This window comes from Pectobacterium jejuense (genome assembly GCF_026800125.1).
In the GTDB taxonomy this organism is placed as follows: domain Bacteria; phylum Pseudomonadota; class Gammaproteobacteria; order Enterobacterales; family Enterobacteriaceae; genus Pectobacterium; species Pectobacterium jejuense.
This window is the reverse complement of record NZ_JAPQKX010000006.1, coordinates 320589-340380: the sequence shown is the minus strand read 5'-3', so window position 1 is coordinate 340380 and position 19792 is coordinate 320589. Positions and strand designations below refer to the sequence as shown.

Here is a 19792-nt window from a genome sequence, read left to right as displayed (position 1 = left end):
GGACTGAGGAGACGCCGATGAGTGATTTACGCCTGAATCTGATCACGCTGCTGGTATTTGGCAGCGTGCTGATGCTGTTTCTGGCTATCAATGCCTGGAGAAAGTCACGGCAGCAGCGCATGCAGCGCGAACAACGCTGGCAGCAGATTTTGAACGAGGTCAGCCCGTCGGCTGCCGCCGTGGCGTCTGATTCCATTCTGCGTGACGAGATCAGAACGCCGCTGATGGGTGTCCCGGTGATTGGACGCTGGCTGGCGATCCTCTGGGCGCAGATGACGTTTATCGGCTGGAAAAAGAATCTGCTCCAGCGTTCCCTTGCGCTGGCGGCGGTGAGCCTGATTCTCGGCATGATTCTGGGTCAACGTACCCTGCTGCCGCTCACGATGGGGCTGATATTTACGCTGGTGCTGTTTATCAGCATCGGCATGCTGATATTCCGGTCGACGCTGCAAAAACACCTGAAAGCGCTACGCGAGAGCCTGCCGGAAGCCATTGATGCCATTACCCGCAGCTGCCGTGCCGGCGTGCCGGTGGCGAATACCTTCTCAATTGTCGCGGAGCACCTGACCGGGCCGCTGGCGAATGAATTCAAGACGATCGATCACTGGCTGCGGCTGGGGATTCCACTGCGTCAGGTGATTCAGGCCTCTGCTACGCGGGTGCCGATGTCCGAATACCGTTTCTTCGTGGTGATTTTGATCATCAATCAGGAAGCGGGTGGGCGACTGGGGGAAACGCTGGAGCGTCTGTCCGCTACGCTGCGTGAACGTCGGGAGTTGCAACTGAAGGTGCAATCCAAAACGTCGGAAGCGCGGGCATCCGCCAAGATTGTTGCCGCGTTGTTCCCAGGCTGTCTGGCCTATCTGTACATGAAGTCACCGGAGGATTTCAGTTTCTTATTCTCCGATCCGGTGGGAACGACGGTACTGATTTACGCCTTGTGCAGCGTCTCGGTCGGCATGTTGATCACGCACGTTATGGTTAAACGGATAGGGTAAAGGGAGAGCCACTCATGACTGTTTTTGACGATCCCTTACTGCTGCTGGCGCTTGTGCTGATGGTGGCTGGAATCTATCTGGCCCGTACGCAACATAGAATCCAGCAATACAAACAGCTGGAAATTCGCATGCGCGGGCATCTGCCCAGCGCCTCTATAGAGGCGACCTCTCAGGAAAACATCCTGAGAGGTCAGGGAACTGCATTATCTCCCTGGTTAGAAAAAGTCTTGCAGCCCGTTGCCGCGCAGGGCGAGCGTCTGTCGGGATCGGATCGCGATCGCCGCAATCTGCGCCGCTTGCTGGATCTTGCCGGGCTCCGTCGCAACGAAGCGGTGGGCTGGCTGGTAATGGGGAAATTTGCCGCCGGGGCGCTGTTCGCTATCGTGCTGGTGTGGGGATGGTTACCACCCGCTGACCGTGCGGGTCTGACGGGCGTAGCCGCGGGGCTGATCGGCTTCTTTGTCGGTTCGATGGTGCCGGAGTGGTGGCTGAAGTGGCGTGCGGCAAGTCGGGGTGAAAAGCTGGCGCGTGCGGTGCCGGATGCGCTGGATCTGATGGTGGTCTGCGCCGAAGCCGGTCTGCCTATCGGACGCGTATTGCAGGTGGTATCGAAAGAGCTGGGGCTGTCTTCACCGGAAATGGCGGATGAACTGCACTACACCGCTGCTGAATTACAGATCCTGTCGGATCGTACGCTGGCGATGAAGCATCTGGCGGAGCGTACTCGCGTTAGCGAGATCGAAAGCATGGTGGCGACGCTGATTCAGGCGGAGCGTTACGGTACACCGCTGTCTCAGGCGCTGCGTACGATTGCGGATGAAAGCCGCAAGACGCTGATTCTGGGGCTGGAAGAGAAGGCCGGTAAATTGCCTGCGCAGCTGAGCGTGCCGCTGATGGCGCTGATCCTGCCACCGATTATCGCCATTATGGCGTCGCCTGCACTGGTGCGAGTGGTTCGCCTGCTGGCGCAGTAACGTTTTATTTAACGTATTGATTTTAAATTTTTTATTTTAAAAGCATCGATTCCCGGTATGCGCCGGAAATCACCAAGGTTACAACCGATGGAGTTATCGAAGATGGTCGATCTGGTAGCAAAACTTAAGCGCGGCGCGCCCATGCTGGCACTGCTGATAGTTAGTGCCGTGCTGGCGGGATGCAGCAGCTCGATGGCGATTAAAGGCAGCAAAGATGAAGGCCTGCGTTTGGCGCGTCTGCTGCGCGATCAAGGGCGTGTTGAAGCGGCGACGGAAGTGTATGCGCGTCTCGACAGCCGCGATGCGCTGAAAGGGGCAGAGATGCTGGAGTATGCCAGCGTGGCGGCTCTGGCACGTTCACCGCAGCAAACGCTGGAGCTGTACGGGCGAGCACGTCAGGCGCTGGGCGGCGATACCAACAAAATGACGCCGGAAGAAGCGCTGGCGGTGTGTCTGGGAATGGGCCGTGCGCAGCTGGCATTGGGACGGAATGCGATGGCGCAAACCGACTTTGCCTGTGCGTTGAAAGCACAGCCAAACGACGCTGGCGCACTCAATGGCATGGGCGTGGTGATGGATGCCTCTGGCAAACACGCCGAAGCGCGTCAGCTGTTTGAAAAAGCGTTGCAGATAAACCCGGCAGATGTCGCGGCACTCAACAATCTGGCGCTCTCATGGCTGGCAAGCGGCAACGCGGACAAAGCGATTTCTCTGCTGCGTTCAGTGGATGACAGCAACGCGACGGGCAGATTGAATCTGGCACTGGCCTACCTCTCTGGCGGCAGAGACGATGACGCGCGTGCGGCGCTGGCGACCATTGCACAGCCGCAGCGTATTGATGGCCTGATTGACGAGCTGAATCAGCGTTTACAGCAGATGCAGCAGGATAAATCCCGTGGTGAAGCGCTGCTGTTATCCAGCCGTCAACGCCTGCAATTGAGTACGCCTGAGTAATGGCGTGGCTTCGTAATCTCGGCCCGTGGCGTGATGAAAGCGCAGTGCAAAGTATTGTTCCGCGCCATGAACGCCACTGGCGCAGCACGCGCGGCGTGATCGCGACGGAAGTGGCGTTTCTGGTGCCGGTGGTGCTGGTCGGGGTGATGATGCTGTTTGAACTGGCACGTATCGGGCTGGTCATTGCCGCTGGCAGCGCCGCGCTGGATAAAGCCGTGCAGGCTTTCCGCCTTGATAACCTCGCATCGGACAGCGCGGAACAGATGGGAACCCGTCTCAAGGCGCGCATGGTTGAAGCGGGATACGGCTACCTCAAAGAAGACGATTTAACCGTCAGCGTGTTGCACTTCGACAATCTGAGCCAGCTTGGCGGGCTGACGAACGGAAATGGCAATCAGGACAACCCGAACGGCGAGGAAACGACGACGCTGCCGGTGTGGTCCGTGACGGTACAGATTAAAAAGGCGTTTATTACGCCGCTGCCGGAAGTGTTAACGCTGGGTGACACCTTCCGCTATCAGTACAAGCATGTGTTTGGGACGGAATTGCGCAATGACTGATCGTTTATTGAAAGCCAGTCGTTTACTGAGCGGGATACGCCGCTTCTGGTTTTCTCGCCGTGCTTCTACTGCGGTAGAAACGGCGTTAGCGTTCCCGATTGTGTTGGCGATTGGGTCGCTGTGCGCGGATATCTACACCGTCGGGCTTGAGCGTACACGCATGGAACAGCGTGCGGGCGCCATCGCGTCAGTATTAGCGATGCAGCAGAAGCTGGATGAGAGTGGGCTACAGGGGCTGCTCGATACGATGTTGCCAACGGAAGGTGTAGGAAATTACCAGCTGTTAATCAGCAACGTGCGCCAGACCGGTGAGCTGCACTGGCAGTTGAGCAGAGGCACGGCAGAGGCGCTGTGCGAAGAAAGTGAAACCCTGCCGGGCGAGGAGTACCTTCCTGAACTGCCGGAAAGGGACCGTGAAGAGGGCAGTAAGAATATCTCCATGATCGTGGTCGAGATCTGCCGTCAGGGGAAAGATGTGAGCCTGCTGGGTGGCTTGTCGCTGGGCGGTCTGCTGCATGCGTCGTCGATCAACCGGGTCGCTGTCGACGTGGTTGAACTGGATGAGGTACTCAGAAAAGAGGCCGGTCTGGAAGAAAAAGATCAATAGCTACAGGTTTTATACAAAACACAGAAGCGGCAATAGACCGCAAACGGCAGCGAGCTTCTCGTTACCGGAATAATGAAACCATTAAAAATCTATAGGCATATGAGCAATGTCGTTTTTATTTTCCCGTTTTATGGGCGGGTTGAGTACGCGCTGAATCCAGGAATACAGGATAGGAAGGAATGAAAAAAACCTTACAGAACAGAAGAGTAAAAAAAGACGCTACCGGAATTACTCTGTTCTGGCGTGAACGCCTGTCTGCCTTTATTCAGCAGGAAAAAGGCGCGGGCACCGGATTCTATGCACTGGGTGCGATGGCGTTATTGGTGACGGCGGCTTTTATCGTGGATACCTCCACGGCAACCGGTGATGCAACGCAGATCAAGCGCGCGACGGATGCCGCCGCGTTGGCCGTCGGGCATCAGGCCACCATTAATGGCGAAGAATACAGCCAGGAAGAGACCAATAAGCTGGCGTATGACTACGTCAAAAATAATCTGGGGATGAATAATGCCCTGAGTGAAAAACTGGTGGTGGGCGATGTGGCCGTCACGGAAGGGCGGAACAGCGAGACGCGTAAAACCTATACCGTCACTGTCGCCTTCGAAACCAAGCCCAGTTTGCTTAACCTCGGGGCGAGGAAGCAGGAAGTGTACTCGACTGCTGAAGTCATCAACCGCCCGACCGAAGTGGCTTTTGTCATGCCAGTGACGGGGGATATGAGCGAAGAGGATATCCGTTCGCTGAAAAGTGTTAGCCGCAGTTTCGTCGAACGCATGCTGAGCAGCGCAGACGGCAAACGTGACAATCTGTGGCTATCGCTGGTGCCGTACAGCCAGTCGGTGAATGTGTACGATGCGGAAGACGCTAACCGCATTCGGCGTTGGTCTGCACCGGGTGCGCTGAACCCGCCAGAGCTGCGTTCGCTGTTTGCCAGCGGCGTGGTCAGTAGCATGGCCGACCGCCGTTTCCCGGATCGTCGCGCTAACCTGCTGTGCATGTACCGCGGGCTGGGGCGGGAAGAAAACTTCTTCTGGGATGAACCTCCCGTTGCTCAATTCCAGATCTATTACCGCCACGACTTGCCGCAAAACGGTAGTCCCGGCGCACCGCCGATCTCCTGGCGCGGCCCGAATCCTGATTTTGACGATAACAATGCGGTGGATACCCGCTGGATCGTGGCGGACAAAGGGTGCCCCAATGCCGCACTGATGCCGCTGACCAATGAAGAAAACAGGCTGAATCAGCGTATCGAACAGTTTTCTGCCCGTTTCAATACGAATTACGCCATCGCGATGTCATGGGCGGGCGCGGCGCTGTCGCCCGCTATGCGTGGTTCAGACGGCTGGGGCGATGCCACGCTGCCGCTGGATTTCAATCTGGACGGCAACGGTGACGGCCAAAAGGTGATCGTGATGATGGCCAACACCGTTGGTAACTGGTTCGACACCGACAGCTACAACTTCAATCGAAATGCATTCAGTGGTCAAACCGGCACGGATCCCGCCCGTACCTTTGCCGCGCAGCGCTTCCGCGATCTGTGTTCCAGCTTCCGCGCGCGCAACATCAAATTCTATTTTGTCGGCATTCGCCCCGGCGACCCAGAGGATTTTGGCCGCAACCTGTTCGACGCCGAAGCGACGCCAGGCCTGCTGGTCTGCACCGAGGGTGAGAAACGCATGAGTTTTATCGATGGTGCAGGCTTCGGTGCTGAGGGCGTTGAGGATCAATTGATCCGACGTCTGGATCGTATTGCCGGCCAGATCGAAACCGAGGGCGGCTATGTTCGGCTGGTCGAATGACCGCTGAAGGTAGCCAGGAATGACGCGATTTGCCCCTTTATTACAGGACATGACACGATGACTTTTTCCCGCTCAAAATCTGGTTCAGGCTTAACGCGCACGCCGCGTCAAGCGTGGGTATTGGAACCGCGCATGATGTTTGATGCCGCTGCCGTGGCAACGGTGGCGGATGTAGCCGCGCAGGTTGTGGTGGCAACGGATACCGCGCCGGGTGTTGATGCGACACCCACCAAGGCGACAGTCACGATTACCGATACCAGTGACAGCTTCCCGGCGGTCGATCTGTTTAGCGATGTTAGCGTGTCGGCAGATAAAGACGGGCAGGAACTGAAAGATCTGGTGATTACCGTTAACCGCACGGGCGCGAATCAGGCATTAGTCATTGATGGCACTGAAATTACATTAGAGTCTGGTAATGGGGCAAAAACGACTGTTGGTGCTGGTCAATATAGCTATACCGTTGCTGTCAGTGGCGCGACGACAACCGTCACCGTTAGCATTGCTTCATCTGAAGCGTTTGAACCGACTGACGTCGCTAGGCTGATCGACGGCATTGCCTATAAACCATTAGACAACACCGTGGCTGGTGGTGACGTGGTGGTGACGCTGAAAAGCCTGAGCGACGAGGGCGGCAATGATACCGATACTGCCGATCTGAATATTCACTCCACCGTCACTATCGACAGCAAGATTAATGTGGCGCCCGTGGTATCCGCATCGGATGCACCTGAACTGGCTGAACTCATTATTGTTCCAGGCATGGAGTCGCCGCAGGACGTACGCTATTCCCGTACTGGCGATTATGCCTACGCCATCGGAAGTGATGGCACGCTGGGGGTCTTTACCGTAGGCGAGCACGGCAAACTGACGTTGAGCCAAACGCTGAGCGGCATCAGCGCGCTCAAGGATGTGAAAGAGGTCGTACTGAGCGCGGACAACCGTTCGCTATATGCCATTACCGGCAGTAGCGATATTGTCGCGCTTAGCCTTGACGAAAATGGGCAAGTGGTTCGACTCAGCGGCAGCGACGAGCAGCCGGTATATACCCAGACGATTGCTTCGCAAAACGGCAATATTACCGGGCTGGCTGTCTCCAGCGATGGTACCCAGGTTTACATCGCTACGCAGTGGAATGGCATGGCCATCTTTACTCGCGATACGACGACAGGGGGGCTGACTTTCCTTCAGCGCGTGAGTGACAGCGGGATTGAGCGTAGCGGTATTGTGGCAAGTAGCGGTGACTATGTTGTCACTGTTGGGATGGGGGCGAAGCATACGCTATCGGCTTTCCAGCGGAGCGAGAACGGGACATTAATGTCTGTCGCCACGCTGGAAACGTCTGGGGAAGGTTATGGCGCAGTAGACTACCAATTAGCGATCTCGAAGGATCAGCAGTTCATCTATGTTGCCGATCCTGACAGCGGTGAAATCAGCGTCTATCAACTGCGTGACGGTACAGAAGGAAAAACGCTGGTCCACACGGACACGAAAACGCTGGAAGGCGTTAACGCGCTCTATCTTAATGCCGATGGTAGCCAACTCTATGCCTTGAGTAGCGAAGGCACATTGCAGATTTATAGCGTGAACGCCACGACAGGAGCGCTGAAAGAAAGCGGCCAGATCCAGGATATTGGCGATACGCGTGGCATGGTGTTGTCACCCGATGGGCAATCGCTCTTGATCGCCGGTGAGGCCATTCAGCGTTTTAGCGCATTACGCACTTATCTCTATGGCAGCGAATTACCCTTTGCCGACCATATCGCGCTTTCCGATAGCAATCTGGATGTGTTAAACAGCGGTGCAGGCAACTATAACGGTGCCACGTTGACCATTGGGCGTGAAACGCCTTCCGCAGACGATCAATTTGGCCTAAGTGCAGGTAACAATCTGACGCTGCAGGATGGAAAAGTTCTGCAATCAGGCACAGAGATTGGGACATTCACGCAGAATCAGGGCGTACTCAGCGTGACGTTTACCGCTGATGTGACAAAAGAAACTGCCAATGCCGTCCTGAAACAAATTACCTACCGCAACGTCAGCAACCAGAGCGCCACCGAAACAGTCGCGCTGACGGTGATCGCGAACGATGGCGAGCTGAACAGCACGGTAACCACGGTCGCGCTGCTGCTGACTGCTAACAGTGCGCCAACGCTGGTTAGTCAGGGTGGAAGCAATCTGACGCTGGATACGCGCGGCTCCTCCGTCACGCTGTTCAAAGACACCGCGATTAACACTGGGGAAGCTGGACAGGCGCTGACAAAATTGTCGATCGGTATTGATGGCCTAAACAACCCGAATCAGGAGTACCTGACGGTGGATGGCACAGTCATCGATCTGAGTAAGGACAGCGCGGGCACCACGGCTAGCGGTTACCAGTATACCTACACCTATAACGCTCTGAGCGGTGAGTCTTCACTGGTGCTGAGCAGCGTTCAGGGCATCAGCAGCACGGCTGTGATGAAGCTGGTTGATGGCCTAAGCTATTCGGCTGGCAAAGAGAGCACCAGCGCCAGCGGCTTGCGTACCATCACGTTAACCGAATTGCAGGATAATGGCGGCACTGCCAATGGCGGGAGCGACACCGCGACGCTGGCGGTGTCTGGCAGCATCAATCTGGCCTTAAACGACGCGCCGACGATCGAGGCCACCTACTCTCCTGATGCCACGCTGTTTTACAACGCAGGTACGCTAAGCGGTTACAACGAACGCGTCTCGGCGATCAGTGTCTCTCAGGATGGTAAAACCCTGTTGGTCACTGGTAGCGAAGGGAACAATAACAGCGGTAAGACTTATCTGCGTGTCTACGCCCGGGATGCAGAAACTGGGGAATTGACGTTGCTACAAAGCTTCACGCAGGGCGAACAGGACGATCCGTCCACCCCTGTGATTGAGGTTAACGGTCTGAACACCATCACCACGCTGGCGCAGTCGAAAGATGGCTCCAGCGTGTATGTCGCGGGAGGAAGCGGAAGCGCCTACTCGCTGGTGCAGTTTAGCCGCGATACCACGACAGGCCAGTTGAGCTATGTCGGGATTGTCGCTACGCAGGGCGTGGATGGCGTTAGCGGTCTGGATGCAACGGTTTCCGAGATCGTGCTCTCTGACGACGGCGCTTCGCTGTATACCATTAATGGTGTGACGCCAGTCGATGGCTCTACGGGTAAAAACGCGGTGACCTTCTTCTCGCGTGATACCACTTCCGGTGCGCTGACGTTTGTCGGCTCGTTGGTGGGCAGCGACACGATTCCGGTGAGAAGCCCAAGCGGCATCGTGCTGTCCAGCGATGGCACATCGGCTTATCTCTCTAATCTGGGGAATCACAGTATTACCGTACTGTCGCGTGATGTGGAGACGGGGAGCCTGAGCTACGTCACGACGATTAATAAAACCACGATAGCGGCTGATGCGAACAGCGCGGACATTCCGAAAGACGATCGTTACCTCAACGGGTTGCAGGATATCGTTATCTCCCCCGATAACCGTTTTGTCTATGTGTCATCAAATTCGCAGGGCACCGTCTCGATTTTCAGCCGTGATATGGATACGGGCGCGCTGACCTATGCCGGAACGATGGATTTATACAATAGTGAAAGTCATGTTCCTGCTGCGCTGCGGGTAACATCACTGCGTGAAATCGCTATCTCTCAGGATGGATCTGCCCTGTACGTAGCGGCTTTTGGCGGTAAATCGCTACTGGTCTTCGCGCGTGATGCCAATTCTGGTGCTTTGACGTATAGCAATAACGTTGAAGTTTCGGTTAACACCGTCAACCATATCGCCGTCAGTGCGGATGGTAAGAATATCTATGCTGGGGTGAGTACTTTCTTTGGTGGGTTAAGCGTGTCCACCGCAGCGGCGAATGCACCTTATAGCCAGACAACGGATGTCCCATTTGCCACGAGCGTCACGCTGTCAGACCAAGAACTGGATGCTGCCGATGACTACAAGGGTGCGACGATCGCCATTAGCCGTAACGGTGAAGTATCGGCAAATGACCACTTTGCTTTTCAGAACGGAAGCGGACTGACGCTGTCCGGCAGCGAGATTCAGTATCAGGGGGCGACCATTGCCACCTTTAACGTCAGTGAAGGTACGGTGACGATTGTCTTTACCGAGAGCGTCACTAAGACGGTAGTCAATCAGGTTCTGCATCAGGTGACCTACCGTAACGAGGGCGACACGGCAGGCTCAGCAATTTCTCTGAAGATCGGATTTAGCGACGGTGGCAAAGATACCAGTCTGTTACTGATGATGGTACCGAGCAAAGCACCTGTGGTGGATAACGATGAGTACACTCCACCGTCTGCGACGGTAGGGCAATCGTATAATGAAGAGCTGCCAGAAAACCTGTTCCTCAATCCTAAGAATGGCGCGCTGACGTGGCAGGTCAGCGGCCTTCCTGCTGGGTTAACCTTCGATCCTGAAACGCGTACGATTTCCGGTACGCCACTCAATGGTGCAGGATCCTTTGCTATTACCGTCGTCGTAAGCGATGAATCGGGCGCACAGGCAGAGCAGACGCTAACGTTGAGTATTGCATCCGATCCTGCGCAAGTTCCAACTATCGGCGGCGAATCCAGCGCTCTGCAGAGTATCGGCACCCTTGATGGTTACGACTCCAATAATTATGTGGATGTGCTGAGCGGGGTGAAAGACAGCGAACTCTCTGCGGATGGCAAAACGCTCTATGTCGTGAGTTCACCGGAGAGTGGATCTGCGGTACTGAGCGTCTTTGTGCGCAATGAGGAAGGCAATTTCACTCTGTCGAAGACCTTCTTTAACTATCGATCCGTTTATAACGCTGAGACGGAACAAAACGATGAGGTTGTGGACCATGCAGGACTGGCGGGTGCATCAGATGTCACCCTGTCCTCTGATGGACAATACCTGTATGTGGTCGGCAGTGAAGGCAACGCGGTGACAATCTTCCGTGTCGGCAGCGACGGTGAGCTGACGCAAGCGGGCATCCTTGAGCAGGCGGAGTTAGGCGGGCATTCGCTGGATGTGCGTTCCCAGATTGTTTCTCAGGGCGATTACCTCTATCTCACCGCTGCCCAGTCTGGCAGTGATAATGACAGCCGCAGCGTGCTGGTGTTTAAGCGCGGGGCGGACGGTATTCTGACGTCGGTTTCTCAGACCGATAATCTGATTGGGGCGAGCCGTCTGGTGCTTGATCCAACCGGGCGTTACCTGTTCGTATCGGGTTTAGGCGATACAGTTGGTGTCACTGGGTTCAGTATTGATGCAGAGGGCAAACTCACTCAGGTTTCCCAGATTCGTGCTGAAGGCGATGACCTGTATTACATCAATTCACTTGCCCTCTCACCTGATGGCAAAACCCTGTATGCGATTAATGCTGATGGAATTCAGTACACGCTCAATACGATAACGGTAGGTGCGGATGGCGCACTCACGCTGGTATCGACGGAGCCGTTTGCCGATGACGGTGGCGATTCCGGTGAGGCGTTGGCAAGCAACCTGGTAGTTTCCGCTGATGGTACCGCGCTATTTGTGATCGGGAAGAACATCACTATTTTCTCCCGCGCTGAGGATGGCAGCCTGACCCTGAAACAGACGGTTAGCAGTGGCTGGGATAGCTCACTCGGTATCAGTTTCTCATCGTTACAAAACATAGAGTTGAGTGCAGATGGCAAACAGCTGTACCTGATTGGCGGCGATAAGGTTCATGTGTTGAATGTCGGGACGGCTGGCGCAACCTATACCGAAGGCAATGATGCCACGGTGCTACTGCCATCAGGCCGCCTGTCCGATCCGCAGTTAGATGCGTTAAATAACGGTGTGGGCAATTATAACGGTGCCACCATCACGGTGGGTCGACAGGAAGGTGGGCAACCGGAAGATACCTTTGGCCTACAGGCGGATAATGGTTTAACGCTCGATGGCGACAATATCCTAAAAGATGGCGCGGTAATCGCGACCTTTACTCAGGTTGATGGGGCGCTGACGGTTAAATTTATTGCCGCGGTAACCCAAGCCGATGCGCAGAACGTGTTGCGCCAAATCACCTATAAAAACACCAGTGACGATCCTGAACAAGCAGGATCGTCGCCGACCTTCACCTTCAGTATTAATGACGGTGACAATAACACCGCTAACATGGATATCACCGTCAATCTTATTGGCGTGAATAACCCGGCAGAATTGACGACGACGGTGCTCAATCCACAGATTCCGGGCAATGGTGAGTTCGTTAAGCTGTTTAAAGATACCCATGTCGACACCATCGAGAGTGGACAAACCATCTGGCAGGTCGTGTTAACGTTTGATGTCTCAGGGCCTAACGAAACGATCAGCGTGGATGGTTCGACGATCGTGCTTGAAGCCTCCAGAGGCGCGCCGCACACGGCCGGTGGGTTGCAATATTCTGTTACGGTACAAGATGGGAAAGCGACGGTACTCCTGTATGTCGCAAGAGATGGGAGTGGAACCGCCGAGATTATTGACAGCATCGGCTACAACTATCTGGGCAGCTCTCCCAGCGGTGAACGCCATGTCACCTTGATGATCAAGGAAAATAGTTATAACGGCACCGCACCGGAAACCACGCTGGAACAGGCGATTACGCTGACGCTGGTGCCTGCGGCAGAAACCAATACCGCGCCGATTATCACGGTTCCGGGGACGACGCCGACGTATACCGAACGTGCCGATCCTATCGTGCTGGCACCGGACGCGACGGTGTCTGATGCACAGATGGATAAACTCAACGGTGGTAGCGGCAACTACGACGGCGCGACGCTGAAGATTACGCTGGGTGACGGTAAAACGGCGCTGGATAAGCTGGGCTTCAGTGCTGATAACGGCCTGACGTTATCGGGCAATACGCTTCAGAAAGACGGTGTCACCATTGGTCAGGTCAGTAATCAGGATGGCGTACTGACGATTCGCTTCAACGCGAATGCAGGCACAATCCCGACCACGGAAGACGTGCAGAATACGCTGCGCCAGATTACCTACGCCAGCGACAGCCGTACGCCAGCCGCGCAGGTTGCAGTGACGGTGACGCTGTCCGACCGCTATCTGGAGTCTCAGGTCACGGCCTTGTCGGTAGCGATTACCGCGATCAACGACACGCCTGTTGTGGCGAACGATCCAGTGCTTTCTGCCGATGAACTGCGTTTGGTGAATACCTACACCGCGATTAGCGGGCTGGGCACGTTGACGGCTGCTGCTCGTACGACCGATGGGCTGTCGCTGTATGTCAGCGATGATAAAGGCGCGATTGCTTTATTCCAGCGTGATGCGAACAGCGGCGAATTGACCTATGTGCGCACCTTCGCGGCGGCAGAGGGCGTGACAGGAATAAGCCAGCTACAGGTTTCTGCCGATGGCAACAGCGTGTATGCGCTGCGTGCCGACGGCAATGCGATTGTTTGGTTTAGCCGGAATAGTGAAGGCAATCTGGAACATAAAGAAACCATCGTTGATGTCTACGAGATACACAACAGCAACCTTTACGACATCAAAGGGATCACCCTGTCTGATGATGGCAATACGTTGTATGTCATCAACAACTACAACCTTCTCTGGTTTACCCGCGACACGGCAACAGGCAAGCTTGATTATGTTGGGCTGGTCGAGGGCGGGATGTGGAGTGAGCCTTACCTGTGGCAATCGAGTGAGATAGTCAGCCGCGGTAATCTGCTATTTGTGACGACGAACACCAGCAGTGGCTCATCACTGATTGTGTATACGCGTGGTGACGACGGCAAGCCGACGCTATTGGGACATGTCCGCGGCTTTACCGATGCAACAGGCAATACGGTGCAGCTCTCAGGGCTGGAGCAGATAACGGTCAGCGCCGATGGCCGCAGCATCTTTGTTGCCAGTGCAGGGCAGATCGATGCCTTCTCGCTGGATACCGCTACGGGGACCTTCACGCACCTTGCTCGCATCGCGGCCGAAGGCACGGTGAGTGATATCGCTCTTTCTGCGGATACTCGGGTGCTGTATGTCACGCAAAGCGACGGTGCGCTGGTTCGCTATGTGCTGAACGACCAGACGCTGACAAAACTCGATACGCTGAAAAATGACGGCACGGGCTTTGCTCATCTGCTGCCGGTTGACGGTGGGCTGATTGCGCTTGGCAACGGTGTGTCGGTGTTGGATGAATCCTCTCGCCTGCCGGTTTATCGCGTTGATGGCCCGGCGGTGATCGTCGCACCGGCCATTGTCTTCAGTGATGCTGAGCTGGATGCATTGAACGGCGGGACGGGGAATTATCAGGGTGCCTCAATCACGCTACAGCGCGGTGAAACGGCATCAGCCGACGATCGCTTCGATTTTACTGCGGGTAATGGTTTTACCTTAGCGAATGGCGTCATTAGCAAAGACGGGCAAGCGGTAGCCACCTTCACGCAGGCAGACGGCAAGCTCACCGTGACCTTCACGACTGCCATTTCCCGTGCGGATGCGACGGCGCTGGCACGCCAGATTAGCTGGGCGACGAGCGCCCCGCTGACGGGGGATTCGGCCTCGCTAACGCTGGTGCTCAATGACGGCGCAGCCGATTCTGCCGCGCAGGCGCTCGGCGTTACGCTGTCGAGAGAGGTGAATCTGCCGCCGGTTGGTCATGCTGAGCAGTTTACTCCGCCAACGGCGCAGGTTGGTGCCAACTGGTCTTATACCTTACCGGGTACGCTATTTACCGATCCTGAAAACAATGCGCTGACGTTGACTGTTGATGGTGCGCAACTGCCAGAAGGCGTGCGTTTTGATAGTGCAACACGGACGTTCAGCGGCACGCCGTCAGCGGCCGGTGTGTTCAACCTGACGATTACCGCCACGGACAGCGCAGGCAACGCAACGGCAATGAATGTGGCGCTGACGGTCAATGCTGCCTCAACGCCTGTCGATCCTGGTACGCCGACAGAGCCAGTCAATCCTGATAACACCGCGACAGCGGCACCGGTAATTCTGGTGCAGCAGGGCGCAAGCCTGCCCGTTGATTCGGGCGAAAGAGAGCGCGAACAGCCGCTGGGGACGATCGTTGCCGATTTATCTCGCCCGGAAGCGCAGCCGTTACCGAACAATATCGTTACCGAACCTGTGCGTCAGCGCGATGCCGGTACGACACGCCAGTCGGATGCCCCTTGGGTGCTCGATCCCGTCATGTCATCGCTGATGCCGACACTGGAGCAGGTCAACTTCTCTTCGCGCGCTGAAGCGTCTATGCGCGACAACACTGCGCTGCGTCCGGCTGATTCCAACTTATTCCTGAGCGTGCGCGGTCAGACAACAGCGCTGGAATCGGCTTTCAGCAGCGTGCAGGGCGCGTTACAGCCGGATGCCTCCGGCGCACTCGCCTTTAGCCTGCCGCAGCGCATGTTCAGCGTGCGCGAAGGCAACGCCACGCTGACGCTGCAACTGGCGAACGGGCGTCCGCTGCCTGCGTGGGTGCAGTTCGATGCCCGCAACGGCGTGGTGCGTATTACCGATGCCAGCGCGGTGCAGGTTAATCAGATCCAACTGGCGCTGAAAGCGCAAGCCGCAGACGGCACCAGCCGGATCGTACCGATTACGTTGCAAACCGGACAGGGCGATGGCGCAGAGATGGCGACTGATCGTGGCGCGATGCAGCTGCCTGCTAACTCTGTGGTACATCCGGTTGAAAACCGGGATGCAGAGCGGTTAGCGCCAGCGGGGAAAACCGCCTTTACCGAACAGCTGCGTCAGCATCAGCCTGAACAGGATGCTCTGCTGGCGGCGCTCAGTGAGCTGAGCAGTCTGCGTACATAGCACACGTAGGCTGAATATTAAGACGAGATTTTATTTACTTATACCCTAAATAATTCGAGTTGCGTGAAGGCGGCAACTGCACGAATCCCCAGGAGCTTACACAGGTAAGTGACTGGGGTGAGTAAGGGCAGCCAACGCACAAGCAGCTTGAAGTATGACGGGTATAACCACTAACCCAGACGCTTGCAGGCGGTAACCAAACCACCGCCTGCAAAATGAAGGGAACAGACAAATAGAAGATGGGGAGAACCCGGGTGAATCAGCACATAGCGCATTTCTGGGATAGCCAGCAACACGACAGTCAGCAGCAGAACGTTCAACACGAGGCTACACCACGCACCGCGGGTTCCCGGGCGTTACGGATCGCGGTAGCCCTGGCCTGTCTGGGTCTGGCTGGCTGTGCCGTCAAACCTGAGCCGGTGACGATCGAACAGCAGGTTGCACAGGCGCTGAGCGACAGAACGCAGATGTTCGCCAATCAGGAACCGGTGCGCGGCACGATCACGCTGGATGAAGCGATTGCCCGTGCGCTGAAATATAACCTGCAACAGCGGATCGCACTGCTGGAACAGGCGATGGAAGATGACCTGTTGGGCGTACAGAATCTGGACATGCTGTTACCGAAACTGACCGCGCGCGCCGGGCTACAAACCCGCGACAACGTGGCCGGTTCCAGCAGTCAGTCGGTGACCACCGGTCGGCAGTCTCTGGAAGCGTCGACCAGTCAGGATCAGACCATGCGTACCGCCGATCTGACAATGAGCTGGAATGTGCTGGACTTCGGTATCAGCTACTTCAATGCCAAAGTACAGGCGAACAAATCGCTGGCGGCGGAAGAGCGTCGTCGTCGTGTAGTTGCGGATATCACCCGTCAGGTACGGACGGCCTACTGGGAAGCGGCAACGGCACAGCGTTTGCAGCCAGAAGTGACCACTGCGTTGACGCAGGCGCGTCAGGCGCTGGAGTATGCGCGTCAGACCGAACAGCAGCGCTTGCTGGCACCGGTTGAGGCGCTGCGTTTCCAGAAAAACATGCTGGAGATGGTGCGCCAGTTAGAAATTGTCGACAGCGATCTGGTGGTGGCGAAATCCCGTCTGGCGGCGCTGATGAACCTGCCGCCGTCGAGCAAATACGATGTCGTCGTGCCGAGCGAAAGCAGTCTGGTCGCGCCGAAGATGGCCTACTCGCTCGACGATCTGGAAAACTTCTCGATGGTTAAACGTCCAGAAGTGCGCGAAGAGAGCTATCTGGCACGCAATAGCGTACTGGAAACCCGTAAATCGCTGCTGCGTCTGCTGCCGGGCGTGTCGCTGTTTGCCGGTATCAACGGCGACAGCAACAGTTATCTGGTCAATCACCAGTGGGCGAACGCGGGCGTTCAGGTCAGCGGCAACCTGCTGAACGTGCTGTCGTGGTCATCGGTGAAACGTGCCGGACAGGCGAACGAAGATCTGGCTGAAGTGCGTCGTCAGGCGCTGCGCATGGCGGTGCTGACGCAGGTGAACGTCGCCTGGCAGGAATATCAGCAGAGCACGCGGATGTTTGGCCGCTATCAGGAACTGGCGCGAATTCAGCGTGGCATTCTCAACCAGACCACGCTCAGCGTACAGCATCGTGCCGAAACGCAGATGGAACAGGTACGCGTCAGCACGGAAACCATTCTGACGACCCGCGCGCGTGACCGCAGCTTTGCCGATGTGCAGAACGCGCTGGGCGCGGTGTATCAGGCTGCCGGACTGGATGTGCTGCCGGATAACGTGAGCGATGTCAGTCTGGCGGCGCTGAGCAACTCGATTGCCCGCACCACGGGTAACCTTGAGAAAGGCGGCGTTGCGGTACCACGCCTGTCTCTGGCAACACCGGCTACGCCAGCCACCACGACGGCGTCGACTAAAACAGTCTCTACGCCAGTCGCGAAGCCGATTGCCTCGTCGACGACTACATCGTCGGCTAGCACGGGGAAACCTTATCGCGTGGTGAACACGGATATGTGGGATAACCTGCAATCCCTACAGGCGGGAGGTTCGCGTTAATGGCTTTCGGCATGATGCGTCCGCTATTGCTGGTCAGTGCGTTAGGTCTGCCCCTGTTGGGGCAGGCTGCGACGACGGGAGACATTCGCGTACAGCTTAGTGCGCAGCGCTATACCGTGTTATCCAGCGAAATTGCCGGAAAAGTGACGGATATTGCGGTGAAAGAGGGCGAACACTTCAAGCAGGGCGATACGCTGGTGACGTTTGACTGTACCGTGTTGCGCGAAAAGCTGAATTACTCAAACGCGGCAGAGAATGCCGCGCGTAAGAAGCTGGCGATTGCCGATCGGCTGGATAAGCTCAATTCGATCAGCCTGTCGGATGTCGATCAGGCGCGATCGTCGGTGTCGATGGCGCAGGCCGAAAGCGGCGTCAATCGCGCCATGCTGCAACGCTGTGTCATTAAAGCGCCGTTCTCCGGTCGCGTGACGGAAACCAAGGTGAAGCGTTGGGAATCTGTGCCGGAAGGCAAAGAGCTGTTGGCGATTTATGACGACAGCGCGTTTGAGCTGGAAATGATCGTGCCGTCGCGCTGGCTGGTGTGGTTAAAACAGGGCAGCGCCTTTCAGGTCGTGCTGGATGAAACCGGCCTGAGCTATCCGGCGGAAATCAGCCGCCTTTCTTCGGCGATCGATCCGGTTAGTCAGTCGGTAAAAGTCTTTGGTCGCATTACCCAGTCTACCGCTGGATTGCTGCCGGGCATGAGCGGCGTGGCGCAAATCGTACCGCCTGATGCCGGTAGCGTGTCGCCATGACCGAACGGAACACGACGGCAGCACAAGCTGAACAGGATACCCGGCTGGCACTGCTGGCCGAGTTGTTACAGCTGCAAAGCCGTGCCAGAGCGCGTGAGACACTGGATGAGCTGGCGTTTTTCATCGTCAATGAGACGCATAATTTAGTGAAGTATCGGCAGGCGTTGCTGTGGGACTGCGATAAACAGCGCTTGCAGGCGGCTTCCGGGCTGGCTTCACTCGATCACAACGCGCCGTTTTGTACCGAATTTAGCCGCCTGTGCCGCCAGTGGCAGGCAGAGGGGCGTCAAACGCAGGCGCTGCAATGTCGCGAGTTGCCTGCCGATGACCAGATTTTGTGGCAGGAGCATCTGCCGGAATTTTTACTCTGGCTGCCGCTGCGTTTACCGCAGGGCGATATGCCGCTGGTGCTGGTGTTAGCGCGGGACAGCGCGTGGCTGCCTGCCGAAATCGTGCTGCTGGAAAAAATGGCAGATGCCTACGCACACGCTTGGTCGAGCCTGTGCAAAGTGCGTCGCCGCCCGTCGAAAACGCCGCCTGCCAGACGCCGTTTGATCGTTGCTGCGATCGTGGCACTGGTACTGATCTTATTGATCCCGGTTCGCCAATCGGTGCTGGCTCCGGCAGAGATCGTCGCGCATCGTCCGGTGATGGTGCGCGCACCCGTGGCGGGCGTGGTGGATGACATACTGGTTCGCCCTAATCAGACTGTCAGCGCCAATCAGCCGCTGGTGCGACTGGACGTGCGCGAATTGGAAAATCGGCTGGAGTCGGCCCGACAGGCTTTTGCTACCGCCGATGCTCAGTATCGTCAGGCACAGCAGCAGGCGCTGTTCGATGCCAATAGCAAAGCCAGCCTGGCCGTGCTGCAAAGCCGCCGCGAGCAGGCGCAGAGCGATGTGGATTTTCTGCAACGTCAGCAGGAACGCATGCAGCTCGCTTCTCCGCGTGACGGCGTGGCGATTTTTGACGACAGCAGCGACTGGATTGGACGCTCGGTGGCGGTGGGGGAACGCATCATGATGATCGCCGATCCGCACGATGTTGAGCTGGAGATCCAGTTGCCAGCAGCGGACGCGATTGCGCTGGAAAACGGTGCGGATGTGCGCCTGTTCCTCAACGTTGCACCGAATTCGGCACAGGAAGCGCGGCTTGAGCAGATTGGCTATCGCGCCGCGCCGACGCCGGATAATGTGATGGCCTATCGGCTGCGGGCCAGTTTTACACAGGATGACCCGCAACTGCGCGTGGGTCTGAAGGGGACCGCTAAGCTATACGGAAAACGCACGGTGCTGTTCGTTTACCTGCTGCGTAAACCGCTGGCCTCCCTGCGCGTCTGGCTGGGTGTCTAAC

10 protein-coding genes are annotated in these 19792 nt (G+C 56.6%); all 10 read left to right on the top strand.

The features are described from left to right. The first annotated feature begins 17 nt into the window (after window positions 1-17). The 10 genes from NXT09_RS13600 to NXT09_RS13555 all read left to right on the top strand — a co-directional run bounded on the left by NXT09_RS13600 (window position 18) and on the right by NXT09_RS13555 (window position 19791). Window positions 18-998, top strand: a complete 981-nt coding sequence (locus NXT09_RS13600; protein WP_205553448.1) for a type II secretion system F family protein — start codon at window positions 18-20, stop codon at window positions 996-998. A gap of 14 nt (window positions 999-1012) precedes the next feature. Continuing rightward, on the top strand, window positions 1013-1972 hold the full coding sequence (locus NXT09_RS13595; protein WP_268580018.1) for a type II secretion system F family protein: 960 nt from the start codon (window positions 1013-1015) through the stop codon (window positions 1970-1972). Window positions 1973-2074: 102 nt separating this feature from the next. Continuing rightward, the gene (locus NXT09_RS13590; protein WP_268580049.1) at window positions 2075-2926 is read left to right on the top strand and encodes a tetratricopeptide repeat protein; all 852 of its coding nucleotides are present in this window, start codon (window positions 2075-2077) and stop codon (window positions 2924-2926) included. Continuing rightward, window positions 2926-3486: a hypothetical protein gene (locus tag NXT09_RS13585; protein ID WP_174868614.1), complete on the top strand. Its 561-nt coding sequence runs from the start codon at window positions 2926-2928 to the stop codon at window positions 3484-3486. The genes NXT09_RS13590 and NXT09_RS13585 overlap by 1 nt, the downstream gene beginning before the upstream one ends. Beyond that, a complete protein-coding gene (locus tag NXT09_RS13580; protein WP_268580017.1) occupies window positions 3479-4093 on the top strand; it encodes a TadE/TadG family type IV pilus assembly protein in 615 nt (204 codons plus the stop codon). Before NXT09_RS13585 ends, NXT09_RS13580 begins: the two co-directional genes overlap by 8 nt. Before the next feature lie 179 nt (window positions 4094-4272). Then, the gene (locus NXT09_RS13575; RefSeq protein ID WP_268580016.1) at window positions 4273-5892 is read left to right on the top strand and encodes a Tad domain-containing protein; all 1620 of its coding nucleotides are present in this window, start codon (window positions 4273-4275) and stop codon (window positions 5890-5892) included. A 57-nt stretch (window positions 5893-5949) separates the two neighbouring features. Continuing rightward, entirely contained in the window at window positions 5950-15651 is a 9702-nt protein-coding gene (locus NXT09_RS13570; RefSeq protein ID WP_268580015.1) for a beta-propeller fold lactonase family protein, read from the top strand. 254 nt (window positions 15652-15905) lie between these two features. Continuing rightward, on the top strand, window positions 15906-17684 hold the full coding sequence (locus NXT09_RS13565; RefSeq protein WP_268580014.1) for a TolC family protein: 1779 nt from the start codon (window positions 15906-15908) through the stop codon (window positions 17682-17684). Then, window positions 17684-18439, top strand: a complete 756-nt coding sequence (locus tag NXT09_RS13560; RefSeq protein WP_010282272.1) for an efflux RND transporter periplasmic adaptor subunit — start codon at window positions 17684-17686, stop codon at window positions 18437-18439. Before NXT09_RS13565 ends, NXT09_RS13560 begins: the two co-directional genes overlap by 1 nt. After that, window positions 18436-19791 carry an efflux RND transporter periplasmic adaptor subunit gene (locus tag NXT09_RS13555; protein WP_268580013.1) on the top strand — a complete coding sequence of 452 codons (1356 nt, stop codon included), beginning with the start codon at window positions 18436-18438 and terminating at the stop codon, window positions 19789-19791. The genes NXT09_RS13560 and NXT09_RS13555 overlap by 4 nt, the downstream gene beginning before the upstream one ends. The last annotated feature ends 1 nt before the right edge of the window (window position 19792 follow it).